The sequence below is a fragment of the Mediterraneibacter flintii genome (assembly GCF_055387595.1).
Genome location: NZ_AP031405.1, coordinates 470,475 through 497,040 on the forward strand (window position 1 = coordinate 470,475; position 26,566 = coordinate 497,040).

Consider the following 26,566-nt stretch of genomic DNA (forward strand, 5'->3'; position numbering starts at 1 on the left):
TTTATACAAGTTCCACATTCTTTTTGATTGTCTCTCGGATGATATTTTCTACATAGTCCCCGATATGCCGCTTTGTCTCTTTATCCAGTTCGTTTGGATATATGGGCTTTCCATATTCAATGACGACATGGACTTTTCTGATTTTGGGAAATTGATTTTCAAATATAGCAGCAGTGTTGTTCATAGAAATCGGTATAATAGCACATCCTGTCTTGGTGGCGATTTTAAAGGCGCCGTCTTTAAAAGGAAGCATGCTTAATTCTTCCCCTTTATTTCTTGTACCCTCCGGAAAGATACAGATAGAAATTCCTTTTTTAATATAGTCGATTGCAGTCAGTATAGTTTTCAGCCCTTCCTTTGGATTTTCCCTGTCCAGAAACAGGCAGTATACAAAACGCATCCAGGTAGAGAGCAGAGGAATGTGCTCCATCTCTTTTTTAGCCACATATCCGGTGAGGCGCCTGCAGCGGCTGTATGTCAACAGAATGTCGAAGAAGCTCCTGTGGTTGCCGACAAAGAGTACCGGCTCATCGGGAATATTTTCTTCTCCGATAATGGTTGCTTTAACGGAAGTCATTTTCAGGATAATTTTAAAGCCGAGCTGTACGATACGCAGGGAACTATAGTCTCTCTTTTCACGACTAAACTTTCCAATGATCCATTCTGCCAGAAATACAGGAATGGACAAAATAAGATAAAGCACAAGGAAAATAACAATACATATAAAACGAAACATTCGGTGAACCCTCTTTTCTTTAGAAATGTCACATGTAAAACAATAGTAACGTAAATACAGCCGTATTTCAAGCGTAATTTACGCTGAAAAGCTGAATAAATACGGATGGATATGGAGGCTTGCCATTTAGATAATTCATTTTCTGTCCGAACTATAATAAAATTATATTATGATAAAATAAATAAATATAATTTTACATTATGATATATGAAGGTATAATGAAAGTCAGAAAGATAAAAGATATGGAAGAACAGGAAAATAACGGAAAGGATGAGGATGATGTACGATATTATTATAATAGGAGCAGGGCCGGCAGGTATCAGCGCAGGTATTTACGCAGTGAGTCGCGGCAAAAGGACGCTGATTCTGGAAAAGGAAGCGGTAGGTGGAATCATCGGAAAGGTATCGGTAGTTACACACTATGCTGCCTTGCTTCCCGAAGAGACAGGAATTACCTTTGCAAAGCGTATGGAAAAACAAGCTTTAGACGCGGGGGTAGAGATTCTCTATGAAAATGTAACAAAGGTAGAACTTAAGGGAGCAGTAAAGAAAATTTATACAGAAAAGGGAAACTACGAAACGGCGAAAGTGATTCTTGCAAACGGCAGTACGCCGCGAAAACTCAATATTCCGGGAGAGGCAGAGCTGGCAGGTAAAGGAATCGGCATGAATGCTGCGAAATGTGGAAAAAATTATACCGGAAAAAATATATATGTTGTAGGCGGAGCAGACGGCGCTGTAAAAGAAGCTTTGTACCTGGCACAGTTTGCAAAAAACCTGACGATTCTTCACTTTGAGGATTCGCTTGGATGTATTCCGGAATTTTTAAACAGAGTAAAAGAAATGCCGAATATTTGTGTGCGCACAGGGTATCGGTTAAAAGCAGTGTATGGCGCGAGTCATGTAGAAAAGCTGGAAATAGAGCGCGAGAAAGACGGGAAAACGGAAATGATAGAAGATGACGGATGCGGAATCTTTATCTATGCCGGATCGACACCGAATACAGAATTGTATAATGGACTTGAGCTGATAGATGGATATATAGTGACAGATGAAAAAATGCGTACGAATCTGTCGGGAGTATATGCTGCCGGAGATATACGTGTAAAACAAGTGCGTCAGGCTGCGACGGCTGTTGCAGACGGTGCGGTTGCGGCAATTAACGCTGCGATGGAATAGGTAAACGACCGTATTATGTAAAGACATAGTACGGTTTTTTATGCTATATTCCTGAAATGTATCAAAGAGTGAGTGTGAAGGCTAGAACAGCAAAAAAGCAAAGTGAGGATATACAATAAATTCTACACCTGTGGTATACTAGTTCTACCAAGTTTAAAGCTTTTTCTGGATGTCTTATACGAACAATGGAGGGAATGATGACGGAACAGGAATAATATAGAAAAAGACAGATAAAAAGAAGAAATAAAAAATAGTTGTGACTTGCGCTGTGGTCAATCGAATGTCTGGATATTTATGAAAGAAAATGTTTATTATGGAAAGAGAGGAGATGTTTAAATGAGTGAACAGAAGAAAAAGATTAATTTTACAGTTGCCTGTGTAAATGAATTTGCTCAAAAGTATAACTTAGGTGTTCAAGAGGCGTTTCGCTATCTCTTTCAATTTAAAGGCATTGCATTTATCAAAGAAAATTATGATATTGAACATACGTTAGATTTTGAAACAGTACTAGAAGATTTAGGAACTCTGTGTCGAAAAAATGGAGGTATGCTATGAAATTATATCATGGGAGTAATATAGTGATAGATAACATAAATTTAGCAATGTGCAGACCATATAAAGATTTCGGAAAAGGTTTTTATTTGACAGATATTGAGGAACAGGCGGGAAAAATGGCGGTAAGAGTGTCTAAAATTTATGGGGGAGTTCCTATTGTGAATACCTTTGAAATAGAAGATGATTTTAGAGAATTAACAAATATTAAGATTAAAGATTTTGGAACTTATACAACAGCGGAATGGGCAAAATTTGTAATGAATAACCGGAACAGAGCATTTATAGATGAGAAAGATGTTTTGTGCAATAAAGATAACAAATATGATATTGTTATTGGACCTGTTGCAGATGATAATATGGCGTTATTATTCCGGCAATATGAAAATGAAATGATTGATTTTGATACATTGCTAAAAGGAATGATATATAAGAAAACGTCTTCTCAATATTCTTTTCATACTGAAAAAAGTATTAAACTTTTACGAAAGGTGGTTGATTAAAATGTGTAAGCAGAGCCAGTTGATTGAATATATGATACAGGATATTGTGGATATGATTACTACGGATCAGAAAATAGAATACGATGAAGCTATGAATAGATTTTATAATTCAGAAATTTTTGAAAAGCTCCAGGATAAAGAAACGGGATTATATTTAGAAAGTCCAGAATATGTATATGATCTTTTTAAAGATGAGATGAACTTTGGACATATCATCCAAGCGGAGATATAAAATCCCTAAATTTAGAACTGATATTTAATAAAAGTAGTATATGAGTATAATTTTTATATATTAGATTATCTTTTTAGTAGCGTAAACACTAAAGAAGAGAAGAAATGATTGGGAACAGCATAAGTCATATAGTTGTTCCACTGTAAATCATGCGCTTACAAGACACTGCAGAGTGTGCGGTATATTTGAAATTTCTATTCATGGACTTGGGCATACACATACAACACTTTTGACTACATTCTCTTTGCTTGGAGTTACTGTTTTATATTATTGAGTTTGGGAATATTGTATTATTTGTCAAATTAATAAATGACAATACACGTAAAAATGTGTGATATGACAATAAAATCGTTTTTGTCGTCAGTTTTATGTAAGAGTGTACACACTCTTCTAAATCATGTAATCGAATCTATTTTTTCTTTATAATTTTAATCCATGTTCACATTAAAAAAACAAGCCAATAATAAATAGCGTCACAAAGAGTACTGAGCCTATTGAAGTAAGACGTAATCCCTACTTGTAATACTTGAATTTTTTATCGCTAACCAATGCCCAGATTTCTTTACCACATTTTCAAACACCCCTAACTTCAACCAACTAGAATATTGAGCTTGGATACATAAAATGTTGTATGCTTCTTCATACATATTAAAATACATATATATGTCAACGAGATAGCAGTCTAAATCTATTTGAACTTGCAGTTTTAACTTTCCAAGTTCTTCTCCTAACTCATACATTTTTGAGATAAGTTCAAACCAATATTCTTTTCCACATTCCTTTATCAAATTGCTCTTGCAGAATGTATTTGAAAAAATACTCATATATACAGAATATGCTTTTTCTCTGTTCTGTTTTTCTTTGCGATTAATATCTGTTTGTTTTAGTCCATACTCCTGAATCTCCAATTTCTGAATGTGTAGATTCATCAATGAATATTTCACAAGGGGGGGGACTAAGCTACAATAACGGTTGGCATAATTCGTTGTTGAACTGACCCAAACGCTCCCTGTTTCATTTTCGGCCGTTTGGTCACTTTCTTTTCCTCGCATTCCAACCTTTGTAATCATAACTGCACCTGTACAAATACCGACACCGCAACCAATACAAATATCCATTGATTTTTTCAAAGCAGGATTTAAGCAATAATCAATCAACGTATGAATATATCTGGCTGCTTTTATTTCTTTGCATGATGATAAAATAATTTGGTCGTCTTCATTGCTATCCTGAAAAACCCCCATAATTCCGTCACCGGCAAGCTGCCGTGTATATCCTCCCGAATACCGAATTGCTTGAATAACGATACGAATAAATGAGCGATAAACTTTCACCATTTTTTAGATTTCAATTTATCTGTTAAGTCGGTAGACTTTCTCATATCCACAAACAGAACAGACAGGTTTCCCTTAAACACTTTGTTAGAATCTGTTATATCATTAAGCGGTGGCAATATGTCTATTATTTCTATTTCTTCAACAGGAAGTCTCAAAATTTTGTTGATAGTATTACTTACTACTTCAAATTCCGATGATGGGATAGATGATTCTTCCATAAGCACAACCTCCTCTAACTTTTAAAATCCTTTAGCATTTGCTGTAATAGTTGAGATTGTAAATATTCATTTCTAAATGCATCCATATTATATCCTTCTAAATCCGGAAAATAGGGCAGTCGATTGGTAAATTCGTCAATATTATATTTTTTAAAATTGGCTATGACGAAATCATTAAATTTCATTCTTTCATATTCAGATTCAAAAACAAGTATACATTCCATAAATCTTTGTCTTGCAGTAAGTTCCTCGTCCATATCATCAGTAATATAGAATAGATGAATTCTATGTTCGATTGAACCTTTAACGAAATACTTATATAAAATATCCCAATGGTGATAGCTTTCTTTATATAAAGAAATTCCGCCTGTTTCTGGGGTAGATGTAAAACACCTTCCACCGTCCAATGCGACCCCGCCCAAAGAATATAATAAGGTTTGATGATAATAAATGTTTATATCGTACCATCGAGGGTGGAAATCGTATTGATTAAATAAATAGAACTCATAACCGTTTCGGCAATCGTCAGCTGATGTTTCTTCAAGTGTAAATTCGGGAGCATATTTATAAAACTTTTTCCCATCATCAGAACCTACCCAATCACAAGGAGTTTGTAATAACAACAATGCACGATCAAGAACGGGTGCGTCAATACCAAACCGTTTTTTCCAAAGCCTTTCGATTATATTTATATCGGCTGACGAGTTTTTAGGGGTGTTGGTATCCATTATCCGAGCATAAATGTTGTTGGCAAACACACCTTGATATTGTTCTGTTAAATAATAAGGCGTGTTACGATCATTCCTAATAACAATAACATCTATTTCGCTTTTTCTAAAAGAGAGTGACTGCACATATACCGTCGGGCGAATACCGCCAGCAAATTTTTTCTCTCGCAAAAAAACAACAATGTCCTGCGTTTTTCTTCTGTGTGGGTCACTTGTAATATCACAAATAGAATAATCGGTTTCTTCATCAACACCGATAATAATGAGTCCGTCGTGATTAGAAAGATTATTCGCCATACATATAATATCGTGTAATAAATCGGATTTATTTTTATGCCACTCTTTTTTGAAATCCCAATATTCACCCTCTTGTCGAAGTTCTAGAAGCCGCCCTATTTCAGTTTTAATTGAAAACACATCCATTTTATTCACCTTGTACTATACCTTAATATATCGTGTTGCCCTCGATTTGCCGACTCGTTTTATCGCACCGCTTTTTACCATAGCGCCAAGAACAGCTTCAACGGTAGTTGGACTTACATCAGGAAGAATTTTGCATATCTCCGCTTTGGAAAGCGGCGTTAGACTATTTAGTATCGTAGCTTCAATACGGGCTTTCTTTGTAATCTTTTTTCCGTGAACAACAGCGAAACGTTTATCAAGTTCCTTATAACACATATAAAGCATGGATAAAAAGTTTTCGATAAAAGGGAAATAACTGTTTTCACCGGATTCCCAACCATCCGAAGATTGACGGAGAGATTCATAATAATATGCTTTGTATTTATTGATCTGTTCTTCAAAGGACACATATTTTCCCGCATCAAACCCATTTTTATATAAAAGCAACAGAGAAAGCAGGCGTGACATTCTGCCATTGCCGTCTCGGAATGGATGTACGCAAAGAAAGTCCAAAATAATACAGGGAATCAACAAAAGCTGATTCACATTTGCATCGCTACGAGCCTCCATATATGCAAGTTCTAGTTGCTCCATTGCTTTCGGTGTTTCGGCTGCGGGAGTAGGGCGGAAACGAACTCGTCTATTGCCGTCAGAGTCTATCTCTAAAATTACATTGTCATCCGTTTTGTACTGACCGCCGTATTCATATCCAGCAAAAGACATCATCATTTCGTGCAAACGCAAAATATCACGACTTCTGAAATCGATATGTTCAAAGCCTAAATGAATTTCATTTAATGCGTCCCTATAACCTGCGATTTCTGCTTCGTTATGATTAAGAGGGGCACTATTTTGATTTACAATGGCAGCGATACGTTCGTCGCTTGTAACAATTCCTTCAATAGCATTAGAACTTTTAATAGATTGTACCTTTGCAACGGCTTCAAGTTCAGTAAAAATCTGCCTGTATTTGTCTTTTCGTACACCTGCCATGGTCTTCAGAGAAGATATGTTTGCAGTTAAGTTTACAAGATTCGCAGGCAACAGGCCGTTATTCAAAAAAGAATAATCAAATTTTCTCATATAGCTCCATCCTTTCTGCACATAATTGTACTATATTATATGCAGAAAAACAAGAATATGGACATATTTTCTGCATATAATATAGTGTAATTATATGCAGATAGTGTGTGCCATAATGCGGAAAGGCGATACAACATTGTTGGAACTCTAAACTATCAAGTCGAAATTATGCCGTTAATGAAACACCATCCTTTTTCGATAAATTTTTCGTCAAAGTTCAACTTGGAAAAGTAATTGAATAAATGACGATAAATGCTTACGCTGATAAATCAAAAAATCTTCCAACAGCAGGGTATAATCCTGCTGTTTTTTTAATATGATATTAGAGAAAATATGCCGCGGAGAATGGGGATGGGAAAGAAAACATATAGGAGCATATGGATTTTCTGCCTGGCGGCGCTATTTCTGACAGGCTGTATATCGAGGCCGCAGAAAACAGAAAAATTACAGGACCTTTCATTTACGGTTCTCGACAAGGAGGCGGTGCCGGAAGAACTGAAATCCATGATCGAAGAAAACAAATCACAGCCGTTTAAGCTTACCTATGCGGACCAGGGGCAGTTGTATATTGCACAGGGATATGGGGCACAGATGAAAACAGGGTACAGTGTAGAGGTTCTGGCGCTATATGAGACGAAGAATGCTGTTTATATACATACCAATCTGCTTGGACCAGAGAAAGGAGAAAAGACAAAAGAGATTACCACATTTCCTTATGTGGTCGTACAGCTTAAATATATAGAAAAAGAGGTCATTTTTGATTAAGGAGGAAAAGATGGAACTGATAAAAAAGCAGATACATTATAATCAGGAAGGAAAAAAGATTTTCGATCAGTTTGTGCTGGATGAAGATTATAACGTGCCGGATGCGAAGGAAGACGTGCGGCAAATTGTTCAAAATACAGGTACAGTGAAAGTAGAGGACATTCGGACTGTAGAAAACTATATCCGGATCACAGGGAAATTTTATTTTCAGATTTTATATTTAGCAGACTCTTTGGAGGCACGCCCAGCGGTACTGGAAGGGAAAATACCTTTTGAAGAAATGGTGTATGCGGAAAATGATGAAAATGAGAATTATTATATGGAAAATATCAGAAATGAATTTACAGTCACTATGGTCAATTCGAGAAAAATCAGTCTGAAGGCTATGGTTGAGATGGAGATAGGAAAAGAAAAGTTAGAAGACGAAGAGACGACGACAGATGTGGAGAGTACGGTTCCAATCTATAAAAAAATGAAGCCGGTGAATCTTCTGAAGCTTAATACGACTAAGAAAGATACATACAGGGTGAAAGAAGAGATTACCTTGCCCGGTACAAAAGAGAGTGTAGGCGTAATGCTCGTAACCCATGTAAGCAGCAGAAAGCTGGAAATCAGGCCGGAGATGGATGCGCTTCTGATAAGAGGGGAACTGCTGGTATTCTGTATGTATCTGTCAGAGGAAGAAAAGACAGACTGGATAGAACAAAGCGTTCCCTTCGAAGGACGGCTTGCTTGTGACGGAGTAGAGGAAGGGATGTATTATCATGTACAGCACACACTGGAGGATACATTGGTGGATGCCCGTATGGATGAAGATGGGGAAATGCGTATTCTGGGAATCGAAGGTACGATAAATCTGCGGCTGAATATTTACGAGGAAGAACAGATGGAACTACTTGCAGACATGTATTCACTGGAACAAAGATGTGAATTCCAGACACGTGAAGCAGTATATGAAGAATTACTGATGCAGAATCACTCGAAATGCAAAATTGGGGAGAGACTGGAACTGCCGGAGTTAAAAGACAATGTACTACAAATCTGCCACAGCGAAGGAAACATTCAGATAGAGCATATCGAAAGAACAGAAGGAGGACTACAGATCGAGGGGATTTTACATCTGTCATTTTTATATCTGCGTGCGGATGACAGTATGCCTTTTGGAAGCTGGCAAGGAATGGTGCCGTTTTCTTATCTGATGGAATGTGCAGGCGTTCCGGAAGCTGTAAGATACAATATGTCTTATCATGTAGAGCAGCTTTTAGTTACACTGGCGGGAAGTGAGGCAGTAGAAGTAAAAGCGGTGCTTGCATTTGATGCGTTTCTTCGAAAACCGGTTCCCATGCAAGTGATTACAGAGGCCAAGTTAACAGAGGTTCCTTTAGGGGAAATGGAAAACAGACCGGGAATTGTGGGATACATTGTAAAAGCAGGAGACGAATTGTGGGATTTGGCGAAAAAGTATATGACAACAGTGGAAGGAATCAAAGAGATAAATACATTGGAGACAGATACGATAAAACCGGGCGATAAATTGTTGATTTTTAAAGAAAATATGAGTATACTATAAGTATAATGTATACAAGATACAAGACATAAGATAAGACAATCTGAAGAATACAATATGGAGGACATACAATGAGGCAGCTCTCATTAAAAGCGCTTGCAAAAATTAATCTCGGGTTGGATGTACTTGGGAAAAGGGAAAATGGCTACCATGATGTGCGCATGATAATGCAGTCAGTTTACCTGTATGATGATGTGCATATAGAAAAGACAGAAGAAGAGGGAATCTCTCTGGAGACGAATCTGCATTTTCTTCCGACAGATGAAAGCAACATAGCCTATAAGGCGGCGAAGCTGCTGTCAGATGAATTCCATTTAAGGCAGGGAGTGAAGATTGCATTAGAGAAGCATATACCTGTGGCGGCAGGATTGGCAGGCGGCAGCTCCAACGCAGCAGCAGTGCTGTTTGGAATGAACCGCCTGTTTGATCTGCATTTAACGCAGGAAGAACTGATGGACAGGGGCGTGAAGCTTGGGGCGGATGTTCCGTATTGTATTATGCGCGGGACAGTGCTGGCTGAAGGAATCGGTGAGAAGCTGACGATGCTGCCGGCTATGCCGAAATGTACGGTTCTGATTGCCAAACCGCCTGTCAGTGTATCTACAAAAATGGTATATGAAGCTCTGGATGCAGAAATTATACAAAAACATCCAGATATTGACGGACTGATCCGCGGATTGGAGCATCAGGCACTTTATGAGATAGCTGCCTGTATGGGAAATGTCTTGGAGGATGTGACGATCCCCATGTATCCGGTTATTGAAGAGATCAAAAAAGAAATGAAGGCAGCAGGGGCATTAAATGCGATGATGAGTGGCAGCGGGCCAACGGTATTTGGTTTGTTTGAAAACCGGACAGACGCCCGGAAAGCACAGATACGAATCAGAGAGAAAGCACTGGCAAAGCAAGCGTTTGTGACAAATGTACATGGAGTAAGGAGGAAATAGGATGGAGCCGAATTTTGAAGTAACAATGAACGAATATCTTCCTTTGAGAGACGTCGTGTTTCAGACATTAAGACAGGCTATTTTGCGAGGAGAATTAAAGCCTGGCGAACGGCTGATGGAAATACAGCTTGCAAATAAACTGGGGGTAAGCAGGACACCTATCCGAGAAGCAATCCGGAAGCTGGAACTGGAAGGACTTGTGCTGATGATTCCCAGAAAGGGAGCAGAGGTAGCGGAGATCACAGAGAAAAACTTAAGAGATGTGCTGGAAGTGCGCTGCGCGCTTGAGGAATTGGCAGTACAGCTTGCATGTGACAGGATTGATAAACAAGGGATTCGAGATTTACAGCAAGCGGCAAAGAATTTTGAGTCGGTGCTGGACAGTGCGGATATAACGAAAATCGCGGAGGCGGACGTGGCATTCCATGATATTATCTATATGGCGACAGACAATAAGAGGCTGATTCAGCTTTTGAATAATTTAAGGGAGCAGATGTACCGCTATCGAATTGAATATCTGAAAAAGAAAGAGTACTATCCCAGGTTGCTGGCGGAACATCAGGATATTATTCAGGCGATCGCAAATGGAGAACGGGAACGGGCTACGAAAATCACCAGCCAGCATATTGATAACCAAGTGGAGACGGTTGCCGATACGATCCGGCACAAGTAAAAGAAAAAATAGATAAAGGACGTGTGTTTTTTGAATAAAGAGGGAAGAAACGTCCATACTCTCTGTATCAGTAAGATGGAGGGAGATACATATGGACAGAACATATATAGAAAAACACGCAAATCAGTTGGTATTTTTTCTGGCAATCTTTATTGCCACACTTGTTACTGCTGCGGCAGTCTGGAGAGTACAGACAGTAGCAGCGGCAGAACGCCAGGAACATTTGTCGCAGGAAGTCTTAAGATTTCATGTTGTGGCAAATAGTGACAGTAAGAGAGATCAGGCTTTGAAGATAAAAGTCAGGGACGCAGTGATGGACTGGATGGAAGAAGCATTGCCTCAGGAAATGGATGTAAAGCAGACAACCCAGTGGGTGCGGGAGCATACAGATGAGCTGGAGAAAATAAGTAAAAAGACTCTGGAAGAAAATGGTGCGGACGATACAGTAAGCGCTGCGGTGTGCACCTGTTACTTCCCAGATAAGACGTATGGAGATGTGACATTTCCGGCAGGAAACTATGAGGCGCTGCGGATAGAAATTGGAAATGCGAAAGGACATAACTGGTGGTGCGTACTGTATCCGAATCTTTGCTTCCTGGATACGACAAATGCAGTAGTGCCGGACGAAGGAAAGAAAAAATTAAAAAATGTACTTACAGAGGAGGAATATTCTCAGATTACAGCCGAATCAGAGTTTAAGATAAAATGGTTTTTCTGGGGAGACGATAAATGACAGAATTTTTGGTCAGACATTTTGTAAAAGATTATAAAGAGGTAGAGAAGGTGTCCGTGCGGACGGCATATGGAGTGCTTGCCAGCATTGTGGGCATCTTCTGTAATGTATTTCTATTTGTTGTAAAGCTTGTGATTGGAATTTTCCTGCACAGTGTTTCTGTCACAGCCGATGCATTCAATAATCTTTCAGATGCGGGCTCTTCTATTATCAGTTTTGCAGGTGTAAAAATGGCGAGTAAGCCGGCGGACAAGGATCACCCGTTTGGACATGGCAGAATGGAGTATATCGCGGCGTTAATCGTATCCTTTCTGATACTGGAGGTGGGATTTACCTTTCTAAAGGATTCCTTTGGAAAAATTTTACATCCGGAAGAACTAAATTTCCAGGTGGTTTCTGTTGTGATATTGGCATTGTCCATTGGTGTGAAGCTGTGGCTTGGATTGTTTAACAGAAAGTTAGGTCAGAAAATTAATTCCAAGGTAATGAAAGCGATATTTACGGATTCGATGGGAGATGTGATCACGACAGGAGCAACGATTGTGTCTCTTGTATTTTTTGGAATTACGAAGATCAATATTGACGGATTTGTAGGAATTGGTGTGGCGCTTGTCGTGATGTGGGCCGGAATCGGCATTGCGAGGGATACGTTGGAACCGCTTATAGGAGAAGCGATTGACCCAGAGATTTATGAAGAAATCAAACAGTTCGTGGAAGGGTATGACGGGATAGAAGGAACCCATGACTTGATCGTACATAATTACGGACCAGGCAGAAGCATGGCGTCGATACACGCTGAAGTCCCAAATGACGTAGATGTAGAACAGTCCCATGAGATCATCGATCGGATAGAGAGGGAGGCCGCAAAGAAGCTGGGAATTTTTCTTGTTATCCATATGGATCCGGTGGAGATGAAGGACGAAAGAGTCCTTGAGATTAAGCGAAAGACCGAAGAAATACTGAACGAACTGGATGACGCGTGTAGTATCCACGATTTTCGCGTGGTGTACGGGCAAGAGCAGATCAATCTGATTTTTGATATGGTAATTCCAATCGAATATGAGGAAGAAAAAAGAAAGCATCTTCCACTTGCATTAACAGAACGACTACAGAAATTAGATGCGAGGTATCAGTGTGTAATAACTGTGGATTATAATTATGTTGCAAAAGAATAGAAGAGGGACTAGAATAGCAGAAGGAAAAGAAGGAAGGAAAAGTACATGTATACATTTGACAGCCAAGTGCGTTACAGTGAAATTGATCACCGCGGTACAATGACACTGCCGGCGCTGATTAACTATTTTCAAGACTGCAGCACCTTTCATTCTGAGAGTGTAGGACTTGGAATGAACGTTTTAAAAGAAAAAAAGAAGGCATGGATACTGTCTTACTGGCAGGTAGTGATAGAACGCTTTCCGAAGCTGGCGGAGAAGATTACAGTAGGAACCTTTGCTACGGAATTTAAAGGTTTGTACGGCAACCGTAATTTTTTTATGAAGGATGAGACGGGGGAAAGAATCGCCTGCGCGAACTCAATCTGGGTATTTATGGATCTGGAAAAGGGCCGTCCTGTACGTCCTGAGGAGGAATATATTCTGCCATACGGAACAGAAGAGCCGCTTGCTATGGAATATGAAGGAAGAAAAATTAAGATGCCGCAGCAGTGCGAAAACCTGGAACCATTTCCGGTCAGAAAATATCATATTGATACCAATGAACACGTCAATAACTGTCAATATGTACAGATGGCCTTGGAGGTTCTGCCGGAGGAGAGGAGACTTCGGCAGATTAGAGTAGATTATAAGAAATCTGCCGTCTATGGAGATATTATCTATCCGAAAGCGGCATTTGAGAATGACAGGACGATAGTAGAGCTGTGCGATACAGAAGAGAAACCTTATGCAGTAATAGAGATGAGAGAAGAATAAGAGGAGAAAAGTGATGAGATTAGGAGAAAAGCAGATGCTGACCGTAGTAAAAAAGGTAGACTTCGGCGTGTATCTGGGAAATGATGAGCAAAGAGTTCTGCTGCCGAAAAAACAAGTGCCAGAAGAAATTGAGCCCGGCGATCCGATAGAAGTATTCCTATATAAAGATTCTGCGGACAGGCTGATTGCGACAACGCGGGAACCAAAGATAACCCTGGGAAAGCTTGCAGTTCTTAAAGTAGCAGATGTAGGCAGGCTGGGGGCCTTCTTGGAGTGGGGACTGGAAAAAGATTTATTCCTGCCATTTAAGGAACAGACCGCGAAAGTAAAAAAGGGAGATTCCTGCCTTGTAAGTCTCTACATTGACAAAAGTGAGAGACTGTGTGCCACGATGAAGATATATCACCTTCTACGGACAGATTCTCCATACAAAAAGGATGACAAGGTAACGGGAATTATCTATGATACCAGTAAAGAATATGGCGTTTTTGTCGCGGTGGACAACCAGTATTCCGCACTGATTCCGAAGAAAGATTCGTTTGGAAGCTTAACGGTGGGGCAGGAAATCACAGCGCGGGTGACAGCGGTAAAAGAGGACGGAAAGCTGGATTTAAGCGTAAGAGAAAAGATTCCGGAGCAGATGGATAAGGATGCAGAGAAGATTCTGGAAGTGCTGAAAAGCTATGATGGTGAACTGCCCTTTACCGATAAGGCGGATCCGGAGAGAATCAAACAGGAATTCGGCATGAGCAAGGCAGCGTTTAAGAGGGCTGTCGGCAGATTGTTAAAGCAAGGGAAGATAGAGATATTAGAAAAGAGTATAAAGGGATAGAAGGTAAGAATGCTGCATGTGTTGCAACAAATGTGTTACGTAACATATTTGTGCAACGTATGCAGCGTTTTATATAATAGGAAATTTCGATAAATTTCCTATTATACAAAAAGCCCTCCGGGCGGGATGCGCACGCCGCAATAAGGAAATTTTACCGCTTTGCGGTATTGCGGCGGCGCGCAAAGTGTACAAGCCTTTCAAGATTGAGGGTAGGGGTGTTGAAGTGGGCTTGCCCACTTTATTCTAATAGAGAAGATATAAGAAAAAGAGCTTATAAAAAGTTGGCATGTGAATTGCTGTATATTTTGATGTAAAAAATACATTGAATATATGCAAAGGAGAGTGGATAGAATGGACTATACGAATTTATGGAAAGACTGTGCGGGGAAAAAATCAATTGTAGGCATTATTGGCGCAACTCGTGGGTATGGATATACTTTGTTAGCGCAAATCCCGAAGGTGAATCATATGAAGCTGCGGGTCATCTGTTCCAGGCATCCGGAAGAGTGCTTTGAGGTTCTCGCGGAGATTGGCTATAGAAAAGAGAACGTGGTTGTCTGCCGCAGCAAAGAAGAGATTGTACAGGCAGGAGAAGAGAAGGTTCTCATAGTGGAGGATTATAAGCTGGTTATAGAGTGCGGTATTACAGCGCTTGTCGAATGTACCGGAAATACGGAGATAAGTTCGGAGGTTGCACTTCTGGCGTTGAGACGCGGCATCAATGTTTATATGGTTTCAAAAGAGACGGACAGTGTATGCGGGCCTATATTAAATAAAACTGCGGAAGAAAATCACGCGGTATATTCACTGGTAAATGGGGATCAGCCGCGAAACCTGCTGGATCTGTACTCATGGGGACGTGCGCTTGGACTGGAGATTATAGCAGCCGGAAAGGCGAGCGAATATGATTTTGTCTGGGATTATGAGACAGGAGAGCTGACCTATACAGATGGAACAGACAATGTGAAGGAGCTTCCACAGATGAAGGACTGCTGGAGATACGCAGGGACTAAAACCCTGCAGAGGAGAAAGGAACTCTTAAAAAGTTATACAGAGGTGATTTCTGCAGACCTCTGCGAAATGAATCTGGTGTCGAATGTGACAGGGCTGGTTCCATCCTCTGCATTTCTAAGTTATCCAATCGCGAAGACCAGTGAGCTGGCAGATATTTTTATTCCTGAAGAAGACGGTGGAATTTTGAAGAAAACGGGCGTAGTAGATGTCTTCTATAATCTGCGGGAAAAAGACGAAGCCAGCTTTTGCGGCGGTGAATTTATTATTGTGAAATGTGAAAATAAGAAGATGTGGGATCTGTTAAAGAGCAAAGGGCATGTAATGAGTAAGAATGGAAAATATGCATGTATTTATCTGCCATATCATTATATGGGACTGGAGACGCCGCTGTCTGTTCTTTTAGGAGATTTAAATGGAATCGGTACACATCCGGAATGCAGGCAGGTTTCCGTAATGGCGGGAGTTGCGCAGAGAAATATGGAAAAAGGAACCGTACTGAAAGTGGCGGGGCATCATCATTCTATAGAGGGACTGGAACCAGAATTGATAGAGAGAAAAGCAGCAGATAATCTGGCGCCGTTTTACCTTCTGAACGGAGCTGTCCTTTTGAAAGAGGTTAAAGAAGGGCAGCCTGTCACGCTGGAGGATGTGGAACTATCTGGAAACGCATTTGAGATTTACATGCAAGGTTTAAAATTGTAAAATAACGATATAAACCGAAGAGGAGGAGCTGTTTGGTGAATATACTGCTGATTGTCCCGTATCCGAAATTGGAAAAAACAGTGAGAAAAGTTTATCAGGAATCTTTTAAAAGAAAAAATCTGCATGTAGACATACGTGTTCTGCGAGACAGAGAGGTGGAAGAAATTGATGCGGGTGAAAAATATGATCTGTTAATTGGTCGGGGGAATACGGCGTCCATTCTAAAGAAAAAATATCCGGATAAATCCATTCTGGAAATTCCGATTACCGGATACGACATTATGCGCAGTATTTTAGAAGCAAAGTCCCGTTTTGCGGCAAAACGAATCGCCATTATAGTCTCCTCCGCATATAACCATGATGAGACGGTGCTAAGTATGGTTTTTGGTTCTCATATTACGGTGAGAAAGATATTAGATTTCAGCAGAACCGCAGATTTTATAGACGCTTTGATCCGAGAAGGGTATGATACGGTGATAGGCGGCTATTCCGTAGAGTCAGCCGCAAAGGGAAAGGATATACATGCCTTAACTATAGAGACAGGAGAAGAGGCTGTTGCACAGATTTTAAATGACGCTGTCAACATGGTGGCAGTAATACAGACAGAAAGAGAAAAAAAGACCCTCTATGAGACAATCACGCAATCCTCCAAAGAAGGCATTGTATATGTAGGAAGGACAGGCTATATTGAACTGGTAAACAAAAAAATGCTACAGCTTGGGGGAAATCGCAAGGGTACGGTAAATGGAGAAAAGCTATCGGAAGTATATCCATTTTTTAGGGAATGCTGTGAAGCAGTATTACAGAAGGGAACAGCTCTTAGCAACGAAATTGCAAGGGTAGGTTCCAATGTATTTTCCGTAGATTATATGCCTGTGATAGTAGGACATAAGGTAATGGGTGTCGTGATCACCTGCCAGAATGTAAAGAAAATACAGCAGATCGAATCCCAGCTAAGGAAGAAGCTGTCTGAAAAAGGATTGGTGGCAAACTATACATTTGCAGATGTTATCCGTAAAAGCGAATTGATGGAAAAAACAATTAAACACGCAGAAAAATATGCAAAGGTTTCCTCCAGTATTTTGATTGTCGGTGAGACAGGGACAGGAAAAGAATTAATGGCGCAGAGTATTCATAATGCCAGTAACAGGCATGACGGCCCCTTTGTGGCTGTGAACTGTGCGGCGCTGCCGGAAAATCTTCTGGAAAGCGAATTGTTCGGCTATGTGGACGGAGCCTTTACAGGCAGCAGAAAGGGCGGAAAGGTAGGATTTTTTGAACAGGCGCACACAGGAACCTTGTTTTTAGATGAAATTTCAGAGCTGCCGCTGAGCTTTCAGGGGAAATTTTTGCGTGCTTTGCAGGAAAAGCAGATACGCAGGATAGGAGACGATAAAGTAGTAAACGTAAATGTACGTATTATTGCGGCGACAAATAGAAATCTGTCTCTCATGGTAAAAGAGAAAAAATTCAGGCAGGATCTGTTATACAGGCTGGATGTTTTGAAAATCTATATACCTCCGCTTAGAGAGAGAAAGGAAGATATTCTGCCGCTGTTTTACTATTTTATACAAAAGTATAATAAAAAATTTGGCAAGGAAATAGGTTTTTGTACAAACGAGGCAGAGCGTCTGCTGGAGAGCTACGCATTTGAAGGAAATATCAGGGAGCTCAGAAATCTGGCAGAAAGAATTTCTGTGATATGCGAGGAGGAACGAATCACCGAATATATGGTAAAAACAGCGCTGTATCCGGAGGACATTTTTGCAGTGCAGGAGCATATTGAACAGCAGGAAAAGGCCGCTTTATACGGGGAAAAGAAACCGACAGAACAGGAAAAGATTATACAGGCGCTGCACATCAGCGGCGGCAGGAAGAAGGATGCGGCGGCTTTACTGGGAATGGACAGGACAACACTTTGGAGAAAAATGAAGTTTTATCATATGGAATAAAAAAGAAGGACGTTGAACCAGAATGGAGGAGAGCTATGGAGACAAAGCAGAAGGGAATACTGCTGGGATGTGTAGCGGATGATTTTACAGGGGCATCGGACGCAGCAAGCTTTTTACAGGAAGCGGGACTGCGTACAATCCTGACAAATGGGATTCCCGAAAAAGCAGAGATACCCGAAGAGATACAGGCTGTTGTAGTAGCGCTGAAATCCCGTACGCAGGAGACCACGCAGGCGGTGTACGAGGCGCTTGAGGCAATAAAATGGCTAGAAAAGAGTGGGGTAGAGCAATTTTATTTTAAATACTGTTCTACCTTTGATTCGACGAAGCAGGGAAATATAGGGCCGGTTACAGATGCGATTTTAGAATATCTGAAAGTAAAATACACGATTTTATGTCCGGCGCTTCCGGTGAACGGACGTACTGTAAGAGGTGGATGCCTGTACGTAAACGGCGTGCCTTTGCATGAAAGCTCTATGAAGGATCACCCGCTTACGCCTATGTGGGACAGCCGTATCAAAAATCTGATGGAAGCGCAGGGAAAATATCCGGCATATGAGCTTTACAGTGAATCCATGAAGGATATTTACAAAAGGGCGTGCGAAGAGAAGCATTTCTACGTAATTCCTGATTATGAGGAGGAAGAGGACGGCGAGAAGATCGCAGCGGAATTTGGCGACTTGCAGCTTCTTACAGGCGGTTCCGGAATCCTGAAGCCTTTAGGGAAATATTTGCTGAAAAAAAATAATATAAAGCAAATGAAACAGGACGAAAAAAAGAAATATAGTTCTACAAAAACAGTACTTTTTGCCGGAAGCTGTTCCGCAGCGACATTGGGGCAGATTGCGGATTATCAGGACAAAGGAGGGATTTCTGTCCGGATTACTCCTTTGAAGTTGCTGGAGGGAACCCAGACGATAGACGACATACTCAAGTTTATACATACACATTCTGACAGAGATGTTTTGGTGTATTCTTCTGATACTGCTGATAAGGTCAGAGAAATACAAAAGTCCGGACGGGAAAAAATTGCAAACTTGATAGAAGATACTATAAGCGGTACAGCGGCAGAACTGGTAAAAGAAGGATACGGCGGCATTATATCCGCAGGAGGCGAGACCTCCGGAGCGATCATGAAAAAGCTGGGATTTGATATGTTTCTAATCGGAGAATCTGTGGCGCCGGGAGTACCGGTGATGGTACCGGTCGCATGCAGAGAGTTGAAGCTTGTACTGAAATCAGGCAACTTCGGACAGCTGGATTTCTTTACGAGAGCGTTGAAAATATTGAGAGGAAAGTGAGAAGATGACCGAATTAGAAAAAAAGATAGAGGACGCAATATGGGTGGCAAAGGAATTGTTTGAAAGAGGGAAAGCAACAGGATCTTCAGCAAATTTAAGCTTTAAGCATGAAGGCTGCATTTACATTACGGGAAGCGGTACCTGTTTTGGGAGGCTGACGCCGGAAAGTTTTTCAAGGGTAGATGAAACCGGCGCATGGACGGGGAAGAAGCCGAGCAAAGAATTGCCTCTGCACAAAATATTCTATGAAAAATCAGAAAGCATTGGAGCAGTCATACATACACACAGTTTCTATAGTGTTATGTATACATTTTTGAAGCATGAATGGACGACCGATATTGTACCGGACTATACGCCTTATCTGAAAATGAAGGTGGGAACGATCGGGCTTGTGCCATATGCGGCGCCGGGGAGCGAGGAATTGTTTTCTTATTTTAAAAAGGCGGCGCCGGACAGTGATGCGTTTCTCTTAGAACGGCATGGCTCCGTAGTTGGGGGCAAAACGCTCATGGATGCCTTCTTTGGTGTCGAAGAGCTGGAGGAAAGCTGTAAAATAGCATGGACGCTGAAAGAAAATAAAATATTACATGAGTAATAGAGGCTGGGCAGAGAAGCGTGTTATCTACTTGATCAGGGAGCTGCTGCAAAACAGATGAGAAATCACCTGTGGAGCAATGGCTCTCCTTTTTATGTCTGAAATCTAGTGTGTGCCAGATAAAATGTTGCAACAAATACAACAAAATGCAGCAACGGTGCAGCGTGAAACGAGCTGCCTCAAAAGAGAAGCCGAAATTAAGAAGCTAAAAAAGCGGAAATACGGGATTTTTCTGATACCTCGCAAAAAAGTTTAGAGAAAGATAAATTGGCATGTGGTTTGCTTATAATATATATAACAAACATATGCTGCGCGGCTGTGAAAATATAGTAGGACGAAAGAGAGGTAAAGGATATGAAGATATGTGCGACAATGAAGAAATTTCCGGGAGGGATGATGGTAATTCCATTGTTGATCGGATGTCTGGTGAATACATTTATTCCACAGTGTCTGGAAATCGGAGGGTTTACGACTGCCTTGTTTAAGAGTGGACAAGCGACGCTGGTAGGTCTGTTCATCTTTTGCAGCGGAGCTACAATCAATGTGAGACAGGTAGGAATGCCGCTATATAAAGGTGTAATACTGACTGGTCTTAAGCTGGCTATCGGCGTGATTATCGGGTACCTGTTAAATATGGCGTTTGGCCCGGCGGGAATGCTGGGCTTGACTCCCTTTGCGGCGATCGCGGCGATTACAAACTCAAACGGGGCAATCTATACAGCGTTGGCAAAGGAATTCGGTGATGATACGGACATGGGTGCGATTGCGGTATTATCCCTGAATGACGGGCCATTTCTCACGATGATCGCACTGGGCACGACAGGACTTGCATCTATCCCTGTTATTGACATCGTAGCTGCGATTATACCGCTTATCATAGGTATGATACTCGGAAATCTGGATTCGGATTTCAGAGATCTTCTTTCAAAAGGCTTGAATATGATCCTTCCGGTCAACGGCTTTGTATTCGGAGCGAACATGAGCCTTATTACGATCGCAAAGGCCGGAGTACCGGGAATCATTCTGGGGCTTATTACCGTCCTTTCCACAGGCGTGCTCACTTATTTTATTTACAGTGCAATCAGAAGAAAACCCGATCCTATGGGAATGGCGATTGGAACAGTAGGAGGAAATGCGGTCGCAACACCTGCCTCTGTGGCAGCAGTAGATACAAGTCTTGAACCATATGCAGCGTCGGCGACAGCGCAGATAGCCGCTTCGGTCGTTATTACGGCAATTCTGACGCCTGTTCTGACAGGCTTTGTAGCGCGCCGGAGCCAGAAAAAACTGCAGAAAAAGGCGGAGCAGAAGAAAGAGTAAGCCTTAAAAGGCAGGAGCTGTAAAAAAGAAAGAATATAGAAAGCACATAGAAGGCAAGAAGGAGAAGAAAATGGAACATTATATATTAAAAGCAGAAAATGTAATAGCAGGCCGTAATCTACAGACGCTCTGGAATGCGGCTGTGGAGGTGAAGGACGGAAAGATCGCAGAAATTTACGAGACGGAGGCGGAGATACCGGAAGAGCTCAAGGACAGAGTGACGGATTTGGGAAAGGTTACTTTGATGCCGGGAATGATTGACTGCCATAACCATCTTGCGCTTGATACTCGCTTAGAAAATCATCTTGTAAAAATGAATGACTGCGAGTGCGAACAGACCATTCGGGCATTAAAGACAATGAAGGACGATCTGGAGGCAGGTGTGACAACAGCCCGCTGTATGGGGGACAGATATTATATTGACGTAACTTGCAGAAAGGCGCAGCAGGACGGCAGAATTGCAGGCCCGAAGCTGGTTGTGAGTGGAATCGGAATGCGGGCTTCACATGGACATGGATATGTGGGAATGCCCTTTGACGGGCCAGAGCAGTTCAGAAAGCAGGCAAGGGAGAATATCGCACATGGAGTTGACTTCCTGAAAGTATTTACGACGAAGGTGATCAATGCAACTCCGTTTATTTACCATTTTATGAGTCCGGAGGAGCTTAAGGCAGTTGTACAGGAGGCAAGGAGTGTGGGAATTACGACCGCGTGCCACTGTTCAGGCGGCCAGGGGCTGGAAGACTGTCTGGAAGCAGGTATCGACTGCCTGGAGCATGTATATTATATTACGCCGGAACAGGTAGAAAAGGTCAAAAAAGCAGACAGATGGGTTGTATATACGCCAAGCTATGCTTTGAATGATAAATTACTGTTTAAGTTTTCACCACAGGATCGTGAAGGAAGCTTAAAAGAAAAAGAAATCATCTGTAAATGCCTGTCGGGAGCCATTCAGGGAGATCTAAAGTTCGGGATTGGAACAGACGGAATTCACACAGGACTGCCCCAGGAAGCGGAATATATTGCTTCTTTAGGTGCATCTAACACGAAGGTATTAGCCGGAATTACGGTGAATGCAGCAAAGCTATGCGGTGTAGACGATAAGACCGGAGCGATCGAAAAAGGGCTTGCAGCAGATTTTGTAATGCTTGCAGGAAACCCGCTTGATAATATCAGCGCCTTAAAGCAGGTGAAATCAGTGTATCAGGATGGAAGAAAAATACGGTAGGGAAAGGCAAAATTCAGGAATATATCTTGCAATCCCTTGTAAATAGGGTATAATAGCAATAGAAACACCAAAAACAGATATAGTTCTGTCAGGTGAAATATCCATTATATAGGATCAGAAAGGAGATTGTAAGATGAAAGTACAAAATATTACAGACATAGACGCATTTTTTAAAGTAGTAGATTCCTGCAAAGGAAGAGTAGAGCTGGTAACAGGAGAAGGAGACAGACTGAATCTGAAGTCCAAACTTTCCCAGTATGTATCTATGGCAAATATTTTTTCCAATGGAGAAATTCCAGAATTAGAGATTATTGCATATGAGAAAGAGGATACAGATAAGCTGATCAATTTCATGCTGAATGGCGGTCAATAGGTAAAGCTGGTTCTGGCAGCTGAATCAGGCATGTTATAAGGGCAGTTCCCCGACGGGAACGCCCTTTTTGTATCGAAAGAACAGCGAGAGGTGAAACATGAATTTTGCGCATTTGCACGTCCATACAGAGTACAGTCTGCTGGATGGATCCAATAAGATAAAAGAATATGTAGCGCGAGTGAAGGAATTAGGGATGAACAGCGCGGCGATTACAGATCATGGGGTAATGTACGGGGTCATTGATTTTTATAGAGAAGCGAAGAGCCAGGGAATTAACCCGATTCTTGGCTGTGAAGTCTATGTGGCGCCAGGTTCCAGATTTGACAGAGAGATTTCCGGCGGAGAGGACAGATATTATCATCTGGTACTTCTGGCAGAAAATAATACAGGCTATTCAAACCTGATGAAAATTGTCTCAAAAGGGTTTGTAGAAGGGTACTATTATAAACCGCGTGTAGATAAACAAGTGCTTCGTGAGTACAGCGAAGGGATTATTGCATTAAGCGCCTGCCTGGCAGGAGAGGTGCAGCGGTATCTGACAAAAGGACTGTATGAAGAAGCAAAAAAATCAGCTCTGGAATACAGAGATATTTTTGGAGAGGGGAATTATTTCCTTGAACTGCAGGATCATGGTATACCAGAGCAAACAATGGTAAATCAACGTTTGCTGAAATTATCTGAAGAACTGGGGATTGAACTGGTAGCGACCAATGATGTCCACTATACCTATGCAGAGGACGCGAAAGCCCATGACATTCTTCTATGTATCCAGACGGGAAAGAAGCTCGCTGATGAAAACCGGATGCGGTATGAAGGCGGGCAGTATTATGTAAAATCTCCAGAAGAGATGCGCACGTTATTCCCATATGCTCTACAGGCGTTGGAAAATACGCAGAAAATCGCAGACAGGTGTCATGTAACGATTGAATTTGGAGTGACAAAACTTCCAAAATATGACGTGCCAGACGGTTTTACGTCGTGGGAATATTTGCAGAAGTTATGTTATGAAGGGCTTGAAAAGCATTACGGCAACCCTTCGGATGCATTAAAAGAGCGTCTGGAATATGAGCTTACCACCATTAAAAATATGGGGTATGTAGACTACTTCCTGATTGTATGGGATTTCATCAAATATGCCAAGGACCATGGTATCTCTGTAGGGCCTGGCAGGGGGAGCGCGGCGGGGAGTATTGTGTCTTATTGTCTGGAAATTACGACTATCGATCCGATTAAGTACCAGTTGCTGTTCGAGCGTTTCTTGAATCCTGAGCGTGTCTCTATGCCTGATATTGATGTAGATTTCTGTTTTGAGCGCAGACAAGAAGTGATTGATTACGTAGTACGTAAATACGGGAAAGATCGTGTTGTGCAGATTGTAACCTTCGGTACACTTGCTGCGCGCGGAGTCATTCGTGATGTGGGAAGAGTTATGGATTTACCGTATGCTTTTGTGGATACAATTGCAAAGATGATTCCTACAGAGCTGAATATTACGATCGATAAAGCAATGAGAGAAAATCCAGAGCTAAAAAGAACCTATGAGAGTGACGAGCAGGTAAAATACCTGATCGATATGGCAAAACGTCTGGAAGGCTTGCCGCGGCACAGTTCTATGCATGCTGCCGGCGTTGTAATCTGTCAGGAGGACGCGGATGAATATGTTCCACTTTCGCGTGCCTCTGACGGAACAATCACAACACAGTTTACCATGACAACGTTGGAGGAGCTGGGGCTTTTGAAGATGGACTTCTTAGGCTTACGTACGCTCACTGTGATCCAAAATGCGGTACAGATGGCACGAAAGAAAACGCCGGATTTGGATATGACAAAGATTGACTATAATGATACCGCAGTTTTAGAGTATATCGGTACCGGAAAGACAGATGGAATCTTTCAATTGGAAAGTGGAGGAATGAAAGGCTTTATGAAGGAATTAAAGCCCCATAGCCTGGAGGACATTATTGCCGGAATTTCCCTCTATCGTCCAGGGCCGATGGATTTCATCCCACAGTATATCAAAGGGAAGAATGATGCAGGGTCGATTTTCTATGACTGTCCGCAGCTGGAGCCGATTCTTGAGCCTACGTATGGCTGTATTGTGTATCAAGAACAGGTTATGCAGATTGTACGTGATCTGGCAGGATACACATTGGGGAGAAGTGATTTGCTCCGTCGTGCAATGTCAAAGAAAAAAGGCGATGTTATGAGAAAGGAACGCCAGATTTTCGTATATGGGGATGAAAAGACTGGGGTACCGGGCTGTATAAACAATGGGATCGATGAAAAGACGGCGAACAAGATTTATGATGAAATGATTGATTTTGCAAAGTATGCATTCAATAAATCCCATGCCGCTGCGTATGCGGTTGTCGCCTACCAGACTGCCTATCTGAAATTTTATTATCCAGTAGAATTTATGGCTGCGCTTATGACGTCTGTGATTGAAAATCCTCCTAAGGTGGCAGAATATATTTATGCCTGCCGGCAGATGGACATCCATATACTTCCTCCGGATATTAATAGAGGAATCGCGAGCTTCTCTGTGGACGGCGGTAACATTCGATACGGACTGGCCGCAATTAAAAGTATCGGGAAACCTGTGATAGAGCAGATTGAAGCAGAGAGAAAAGAATTTGGCCCCTTTAAGAATCTGGAAGACTTTATCAGCCGGATGTCGGTGAAAGACATATTGAATAAAAAAGTAATAGAAAACTTTATTAAGTCCGGTGCGTTGGACTGCCTCGGCGGAACGCGGAAACAGTATATGAGTATTTATATTCAGATTATGGAGCATGTCAATCAAGAGAAAAAGTATGCAATGACCGGACAGATGACACTGTTTGATCTGGTAGATGAAGAACAGAAAAGCGAGTTCGAGATCAAACTGCCGGATGTAGGGGAATATGCAAAAGAGAATCTGCTCGCCTTTGAGAAGGAAGTGCTTGGAATCTATATCAGCGGACATCCTCTGAAAGAATATGAGGAGAAGTGGAAAAAAGTAATTTCTGCAACTACACTGGATTTCCAGCCGGATGAAGAAACCGGACGCACGAAAGTACATGACGGGGTGAAGGAAATCATAGGAGGAATGATTACAGATAAAACAGTGAAGCATACAAAGACAAACCAAATGATGGCATTTGTAACAGTGGAGGATTTGCTTGGAACAGTGGAGGTTGTTGTCTTTCCCAGGGATTATGAAAAGAACAGAGAATACCTGGAAATCGATAACAAGGTATTTATACGCGGCAGAGTATCAGAAGAGGACGAGAGAGCGAGCAAGCTGATTTGCGAGAAGGTAATTCCTTTCGAGAAGACGAAAAAAGAGCTTTGGATTCAGTTCCCCGATAAGGCAGCGTATCTGGAAAATGAGCAGATTATATACGGATACCTGGCAGATTCAGAAGGAGAGGACGAAGTGGTGATTTACTGTGCAAAAGAACGGGCGGTAAAACGCCTGCCGAAAAACCGCAACATTCGAATTGGACAGGAAATCTTAGGAAGATTGATGAATCATTACGGCGAGAACAGGATAAAAGTGGTAGAAAAAGCTATTGAAAACCATTTCTAAATGGGGTAGAATATTATCCAAAGTGTTAAAATTTAATCAATAATGTCAGTGTATATTGGCATCAGTATTGCTGTAAAAGCAAAAATGGGTTTAGG

At 41.4% G+C, this 26,566-nt stretch carries 25 protein-coding genes; 20 read left to right on the plus strand and 5 right to left on the minus strand.

The features are described 5' to 3' along the window. Window position 1 precedes the first annotated feature (1 nt). Complete coding sequence (locus ACZ5C4_RS02185; RefSeq protein ID WP_464519590.1) at window positions 2–736, minus strand: lysophospholipid acyltransferase family protein; 735 nt, start codon at window positions 734–736, stop codon at window positions 2–4. Window positions 737–1,015: 279 nt separating this feature from the next. Here ACZ5C4_RS02185 and ACZ5C4_RS02190 point away from each other — a divergent pair, with 279 nt between their 5' ends. From ACZ5C4_RS02190 to ACZ5C4_RS02205, 4 genes are all read left to right on the plus strand, one after another. Continuing rightward, entirely contained in the window at window positions 1,016–1,915 is a 900-nt protein-coding gene (locus ACZ5C4_RS02190) for an NAD(P)/FAD-dependent oxidoreductase (RefSeq protein ID WP_464519591.1), read from the plus strand. Between the two features lie 336 nt (window positions 1,916–2,251). Beyond that, window positions 2,252–2,470 carry a DUF3791 domain-containing protein gene (locus tag ACZ5C4_RS02195; RefSeq protein WP_186876170.1) on the plus strand — a complete coding sequence of 73 codons (219 nt, stop codon included), beginning with the start codon at window positions 2,252–2,254 and terminating at the stop codon, window positions 2,468–2,470. After that, the gene (locus ACZ5C4_RS02200; RefSeq protein ID WP_464519592.1) at window positions 2,467–2,970 is read left to right on the plus strand and encodes a DUF3990 domain-containing protein; all 504 of its coding nucleotides are present in this window, start codon (window positions 2,467–2,469) and stop codon (window positions 2,968–2,970) included. Before ACZ5C4_RS02195 ends, ACZ5C4_RS02200 begins: the two co-directional genes overlap by 4 nt. A 1-nt stretch (window position 2,971) precedes the next feature. Then, window positions 2,972–3,202 (plus strand): hypothetical protein, encoded by a 231-nt coding sequence (locus tag ACZ5C4_RS02205; RefSeq protein ID WP_464519593.1) that lies wholly within the window; start codon window positions 2,972–2,974, stop codon window positions 3,200–3,202. A gap of 491 nt (window positions 3,203–3,693) precedes the next feature. Here the strand turns inward: ACZ5C4_RS02205 and ACZ5C4_RS02210 are convergent, their stop codons facing one another. From ACZ5C4_RS02210 to ACZ5C4_RS02225, 4 genes are read right to left on the minus strand one after another with little or no spacing between them, the layout of a single operon-like run. After that, window positions 3,694–4,539: a hypothetical protein gene (locus ACZ5C4_RS02210; RefSeq protein ID WP_464519594.1), complete on the minus strand. Its 846-nt coding sequence runs from the start codon at window positions 4,537–4,539 to the stop codon at window positions 3,694–3,696. Next, the gene (locus ACZ5C4_RS02215; RefSeq protein WP_464519595.1) at window positions 4,533–4,757 is read right to left on the minus strand and encodes a hypothetical protein; all 225 of its coding nucleotides are present in this window, start codon (window positions 4,755–4,757) and stop codon (window positions 4,533–4,535) included. Before ACZ5C4_RS02215 ends, ACZ5C4_RS02210 begins: the two co-directional genes overlap by 7 nt. 14 nt (window positions 4,758–4,771) lie before the next feature. Then, window positions 4,772–5,908, minus strand: a complete 1,137-nt coding sequence (locus tag ACZ5C4_RS02220) for an ATP-binding protein (protein WP_464519596.1) — start codon at window positions 5,906–5,908, stop codon at window positions 4,772–4,774. A 15-nt stretch (window positions 5,909–5,923) separates the two neighbouring features. Next, complete coding sequence (locus ACZ5C4_RS02225; RefSeq protein WP_464519597.1) at window positions 5,924–6,970, minus strand: Fic family protein; 1,047 nt, start codon at window positions 6,968–6,970, stop codon at window positions 5,924–5,926. Between the two features lie 351 nt (window positions 6,971–7,321). Here ACZ5C4_RS02225 and ACZ5C4_RS02230 point away from each other — a divergent pair, with 351 nt between their 5' ends. From ACZ5C4_RS02230 to ACZ5C4_RS02305, 16 genes are all read left to right on the plus strand, one after another. Further along, window positions 7,322–7,735, plus strand: a complete 414-nt coding sequence (locus ACZ5C4_RS02230) for a protease complex subunit PrcB family protein (RefSeq protein WP_464519598.1) — start codon at window positions 7,322–7,324, stop codon at window positions 7,733–7,735. 10 nt (window positions 7,736–7,745) lie between these two features. Further along, the gene (locus ACZ5C4_RS02235; protein WP_464519599.1) at window positions 7,746–9,305 is read left to right on the plus strand and encodes a DUF3794 and LysM peptidoglycan-binding domain-containing protein; all 1,560 of its coding nucleotides are present in this window, start codon (window positions 7,746–7,748) and stop codon (window positions 9,303–9,305) included. A 68-nt stretch (window positions 9,306–9,373) separates the two neighbouring features. Further along, the gene (ispE, locus tag ACZ5C4_RS02240) at window positions 9,374–10,249 is read left to right on the plus strand and encodes a 4-(cytidine 5'-diphospho)-2-C-methyl-D-erythritol kinase (RefSeq protein ID WP_464519600.1); all 876 of its coding nucleotides are present in this window, start codon (window positions 9,374–9,376) and stop codon (window positions 10,247–10,249) included. Between the two features lies 1 nt (window position 10,250). Further along, window positions 10,251–10,922 (plus strand): GntR family transcriptional regulator, encoded by a 672-nt coding sequence (locus ACZ5C4_RS02245; RefSeq protein ID WP_464519601.1) that lies wholly within the window; start codon window positions 10,251–10,253, stop codon window positions 10,920–10,922. A 91-nt stretch (window positions 10,923–11,013) separates the two neighbouring features. Beyond that, entirely contained in the window at window positions 11,014–11,655 is a 642-nt protein-coding gene (gene spoIIR / locus ACZ5C4_RS02250) for a stage II sporulation protein R (RefSeq protein ID WP_464519602.1), read from the plus strand. Continuing rightward, a complete protein-coding gene (locus ACZ5C4_RS02255; RefSeq protein WP_464519603.1) occupies window positions 11,652–12,830 on the plus strand; it encodes a cation diffusion facilitator family transporter in 1,179 nt (392 codons plus the stop codon). Before spoIIR ends, ACZ5C4_RS02255 begins: the two co-directional genes overlap by 4 nt. 45 nt (window positions 12,831–12,875) lie before the next feature. Beyond that, window positions 12,876–13,583, plus strand: a complete 708-nt coding sequence (locus ACZ5C4_RS02260) for an acyl-[acyl-carrier-protein] thioesterase (protein WP_464519604.1) — start codon at window positions 12,876–12,878, stop codon at window positions 13,581–13,583. 13 nt (window positions 13,584–13,596) lie between these two features. Next, window positions 13,597–14,415 (plus strand): CvfB family protein, encoded by an 819-nt coding sequence (locus ACZ5C4_RS02265; protein WP_464519605.1) that lies wholly within the window; start codon window positions 13,597–13,599, stop codon window positions 14,413–14,415. 351 nt (window positions 14,416–14,766) lie between these two features. Beyond that, window positions 14,767–16,131 (plus strand): homoserine dehydrogenase, encoded by a 1,365-nt coding sequence (locus ACZ5C4_RS02270; protein WP_464519606.1) that lies wholly within the window; start codon window positions 14,767–14,769, stop codon window positions 16,129–16,131. Between the two features lie 35 nt (window positions 16,132–16,166). Continuing rightward, window positions 16,167–18,083 (plus strand): sigma 54-interacting transcriptional regulator, encoded by a 1,917-nt coding sequence (locus ACZ5C4_RS02275; protein ID WP_464522292.1) that lies wholly within the window; start codon window positions 16,167–16,169, stop codon window positions 18,081–18,083. A 35-nt stretch (window positions 18,084–18,118) separates the two neighbouring features. After that, entirely contained in the window at window positions 18,119–19,384 is a 1,266-nt protein-coding gene (otnK, locus tag ACZ5C4_RS02280; protein WP_464519607.1) for a 3-oxo-tetronate kinase, read from the plus strand. A gap of 4 nt (window positions 19,385–19,388) precedes the next feature. Continuing rightward, on the plus strand, window positions 19,389–19,979 hold the full coding sequence (locus tag ACZ5C4_RS02285; protein WP_464519608.1) for a class II aldolase/adducin family protein: 591 nt from the start codon (window positions 19,389–19,391) through the stop codon (window positions 19,977–19,979). A gap of 354 nt (window positions 19,980–20,333) precedes the next feature. Beyond that, on the plus strand, window positions 20,334–21,299 hold the full coding sequence (locus ACZ5C4_RS02290; protein ID WP_464519609.1) for a 2-keto-3-deoxygluconate permease: 966 nt from the start codon (window positions 20,334–20,336) through the stop codon (window positions 21,297–21,299). 70 nt (window positions 21,300–21,369) lie between these two features. After that, window positions 21,370–22,527 carry an amidohydrolase family protein gene (locus tag ACZ5C4_RS02295; RefSeq protein WP_464519610.1) on the plus strand — a complete coding sequence of 386 codons (1,158 nt, stop codon included), beginning with the start codon at window positions 21,370–21,372 and terminating at the stop codon, window positions 22,525–22,527. 133 nt (window positions 22,528–22,660) lie between these two features. Next, entirely contained in the window at window positions 22,661–22,900 is a 240-nt protein-coding gene (locus ACZ5C4_RS02300; protein ID WP_059066472.1) for a hypothetical protein, read from the plus strand. Between the two features lie 97 nt (window positions 22,901–22,997). Next, complete coding sequence (locus ACZ5C4_RS02305) at window positions 22,998–26,471, plus strand: DNA polymerase III subunit alpha (protein WP_464519611.1); 3,474 nt, start codon at window positions 22,998–23,000, stop codon at window positions 26,469–26,471. Window positions 26,472–26,566: the final 95 nt, after the last annotated feature.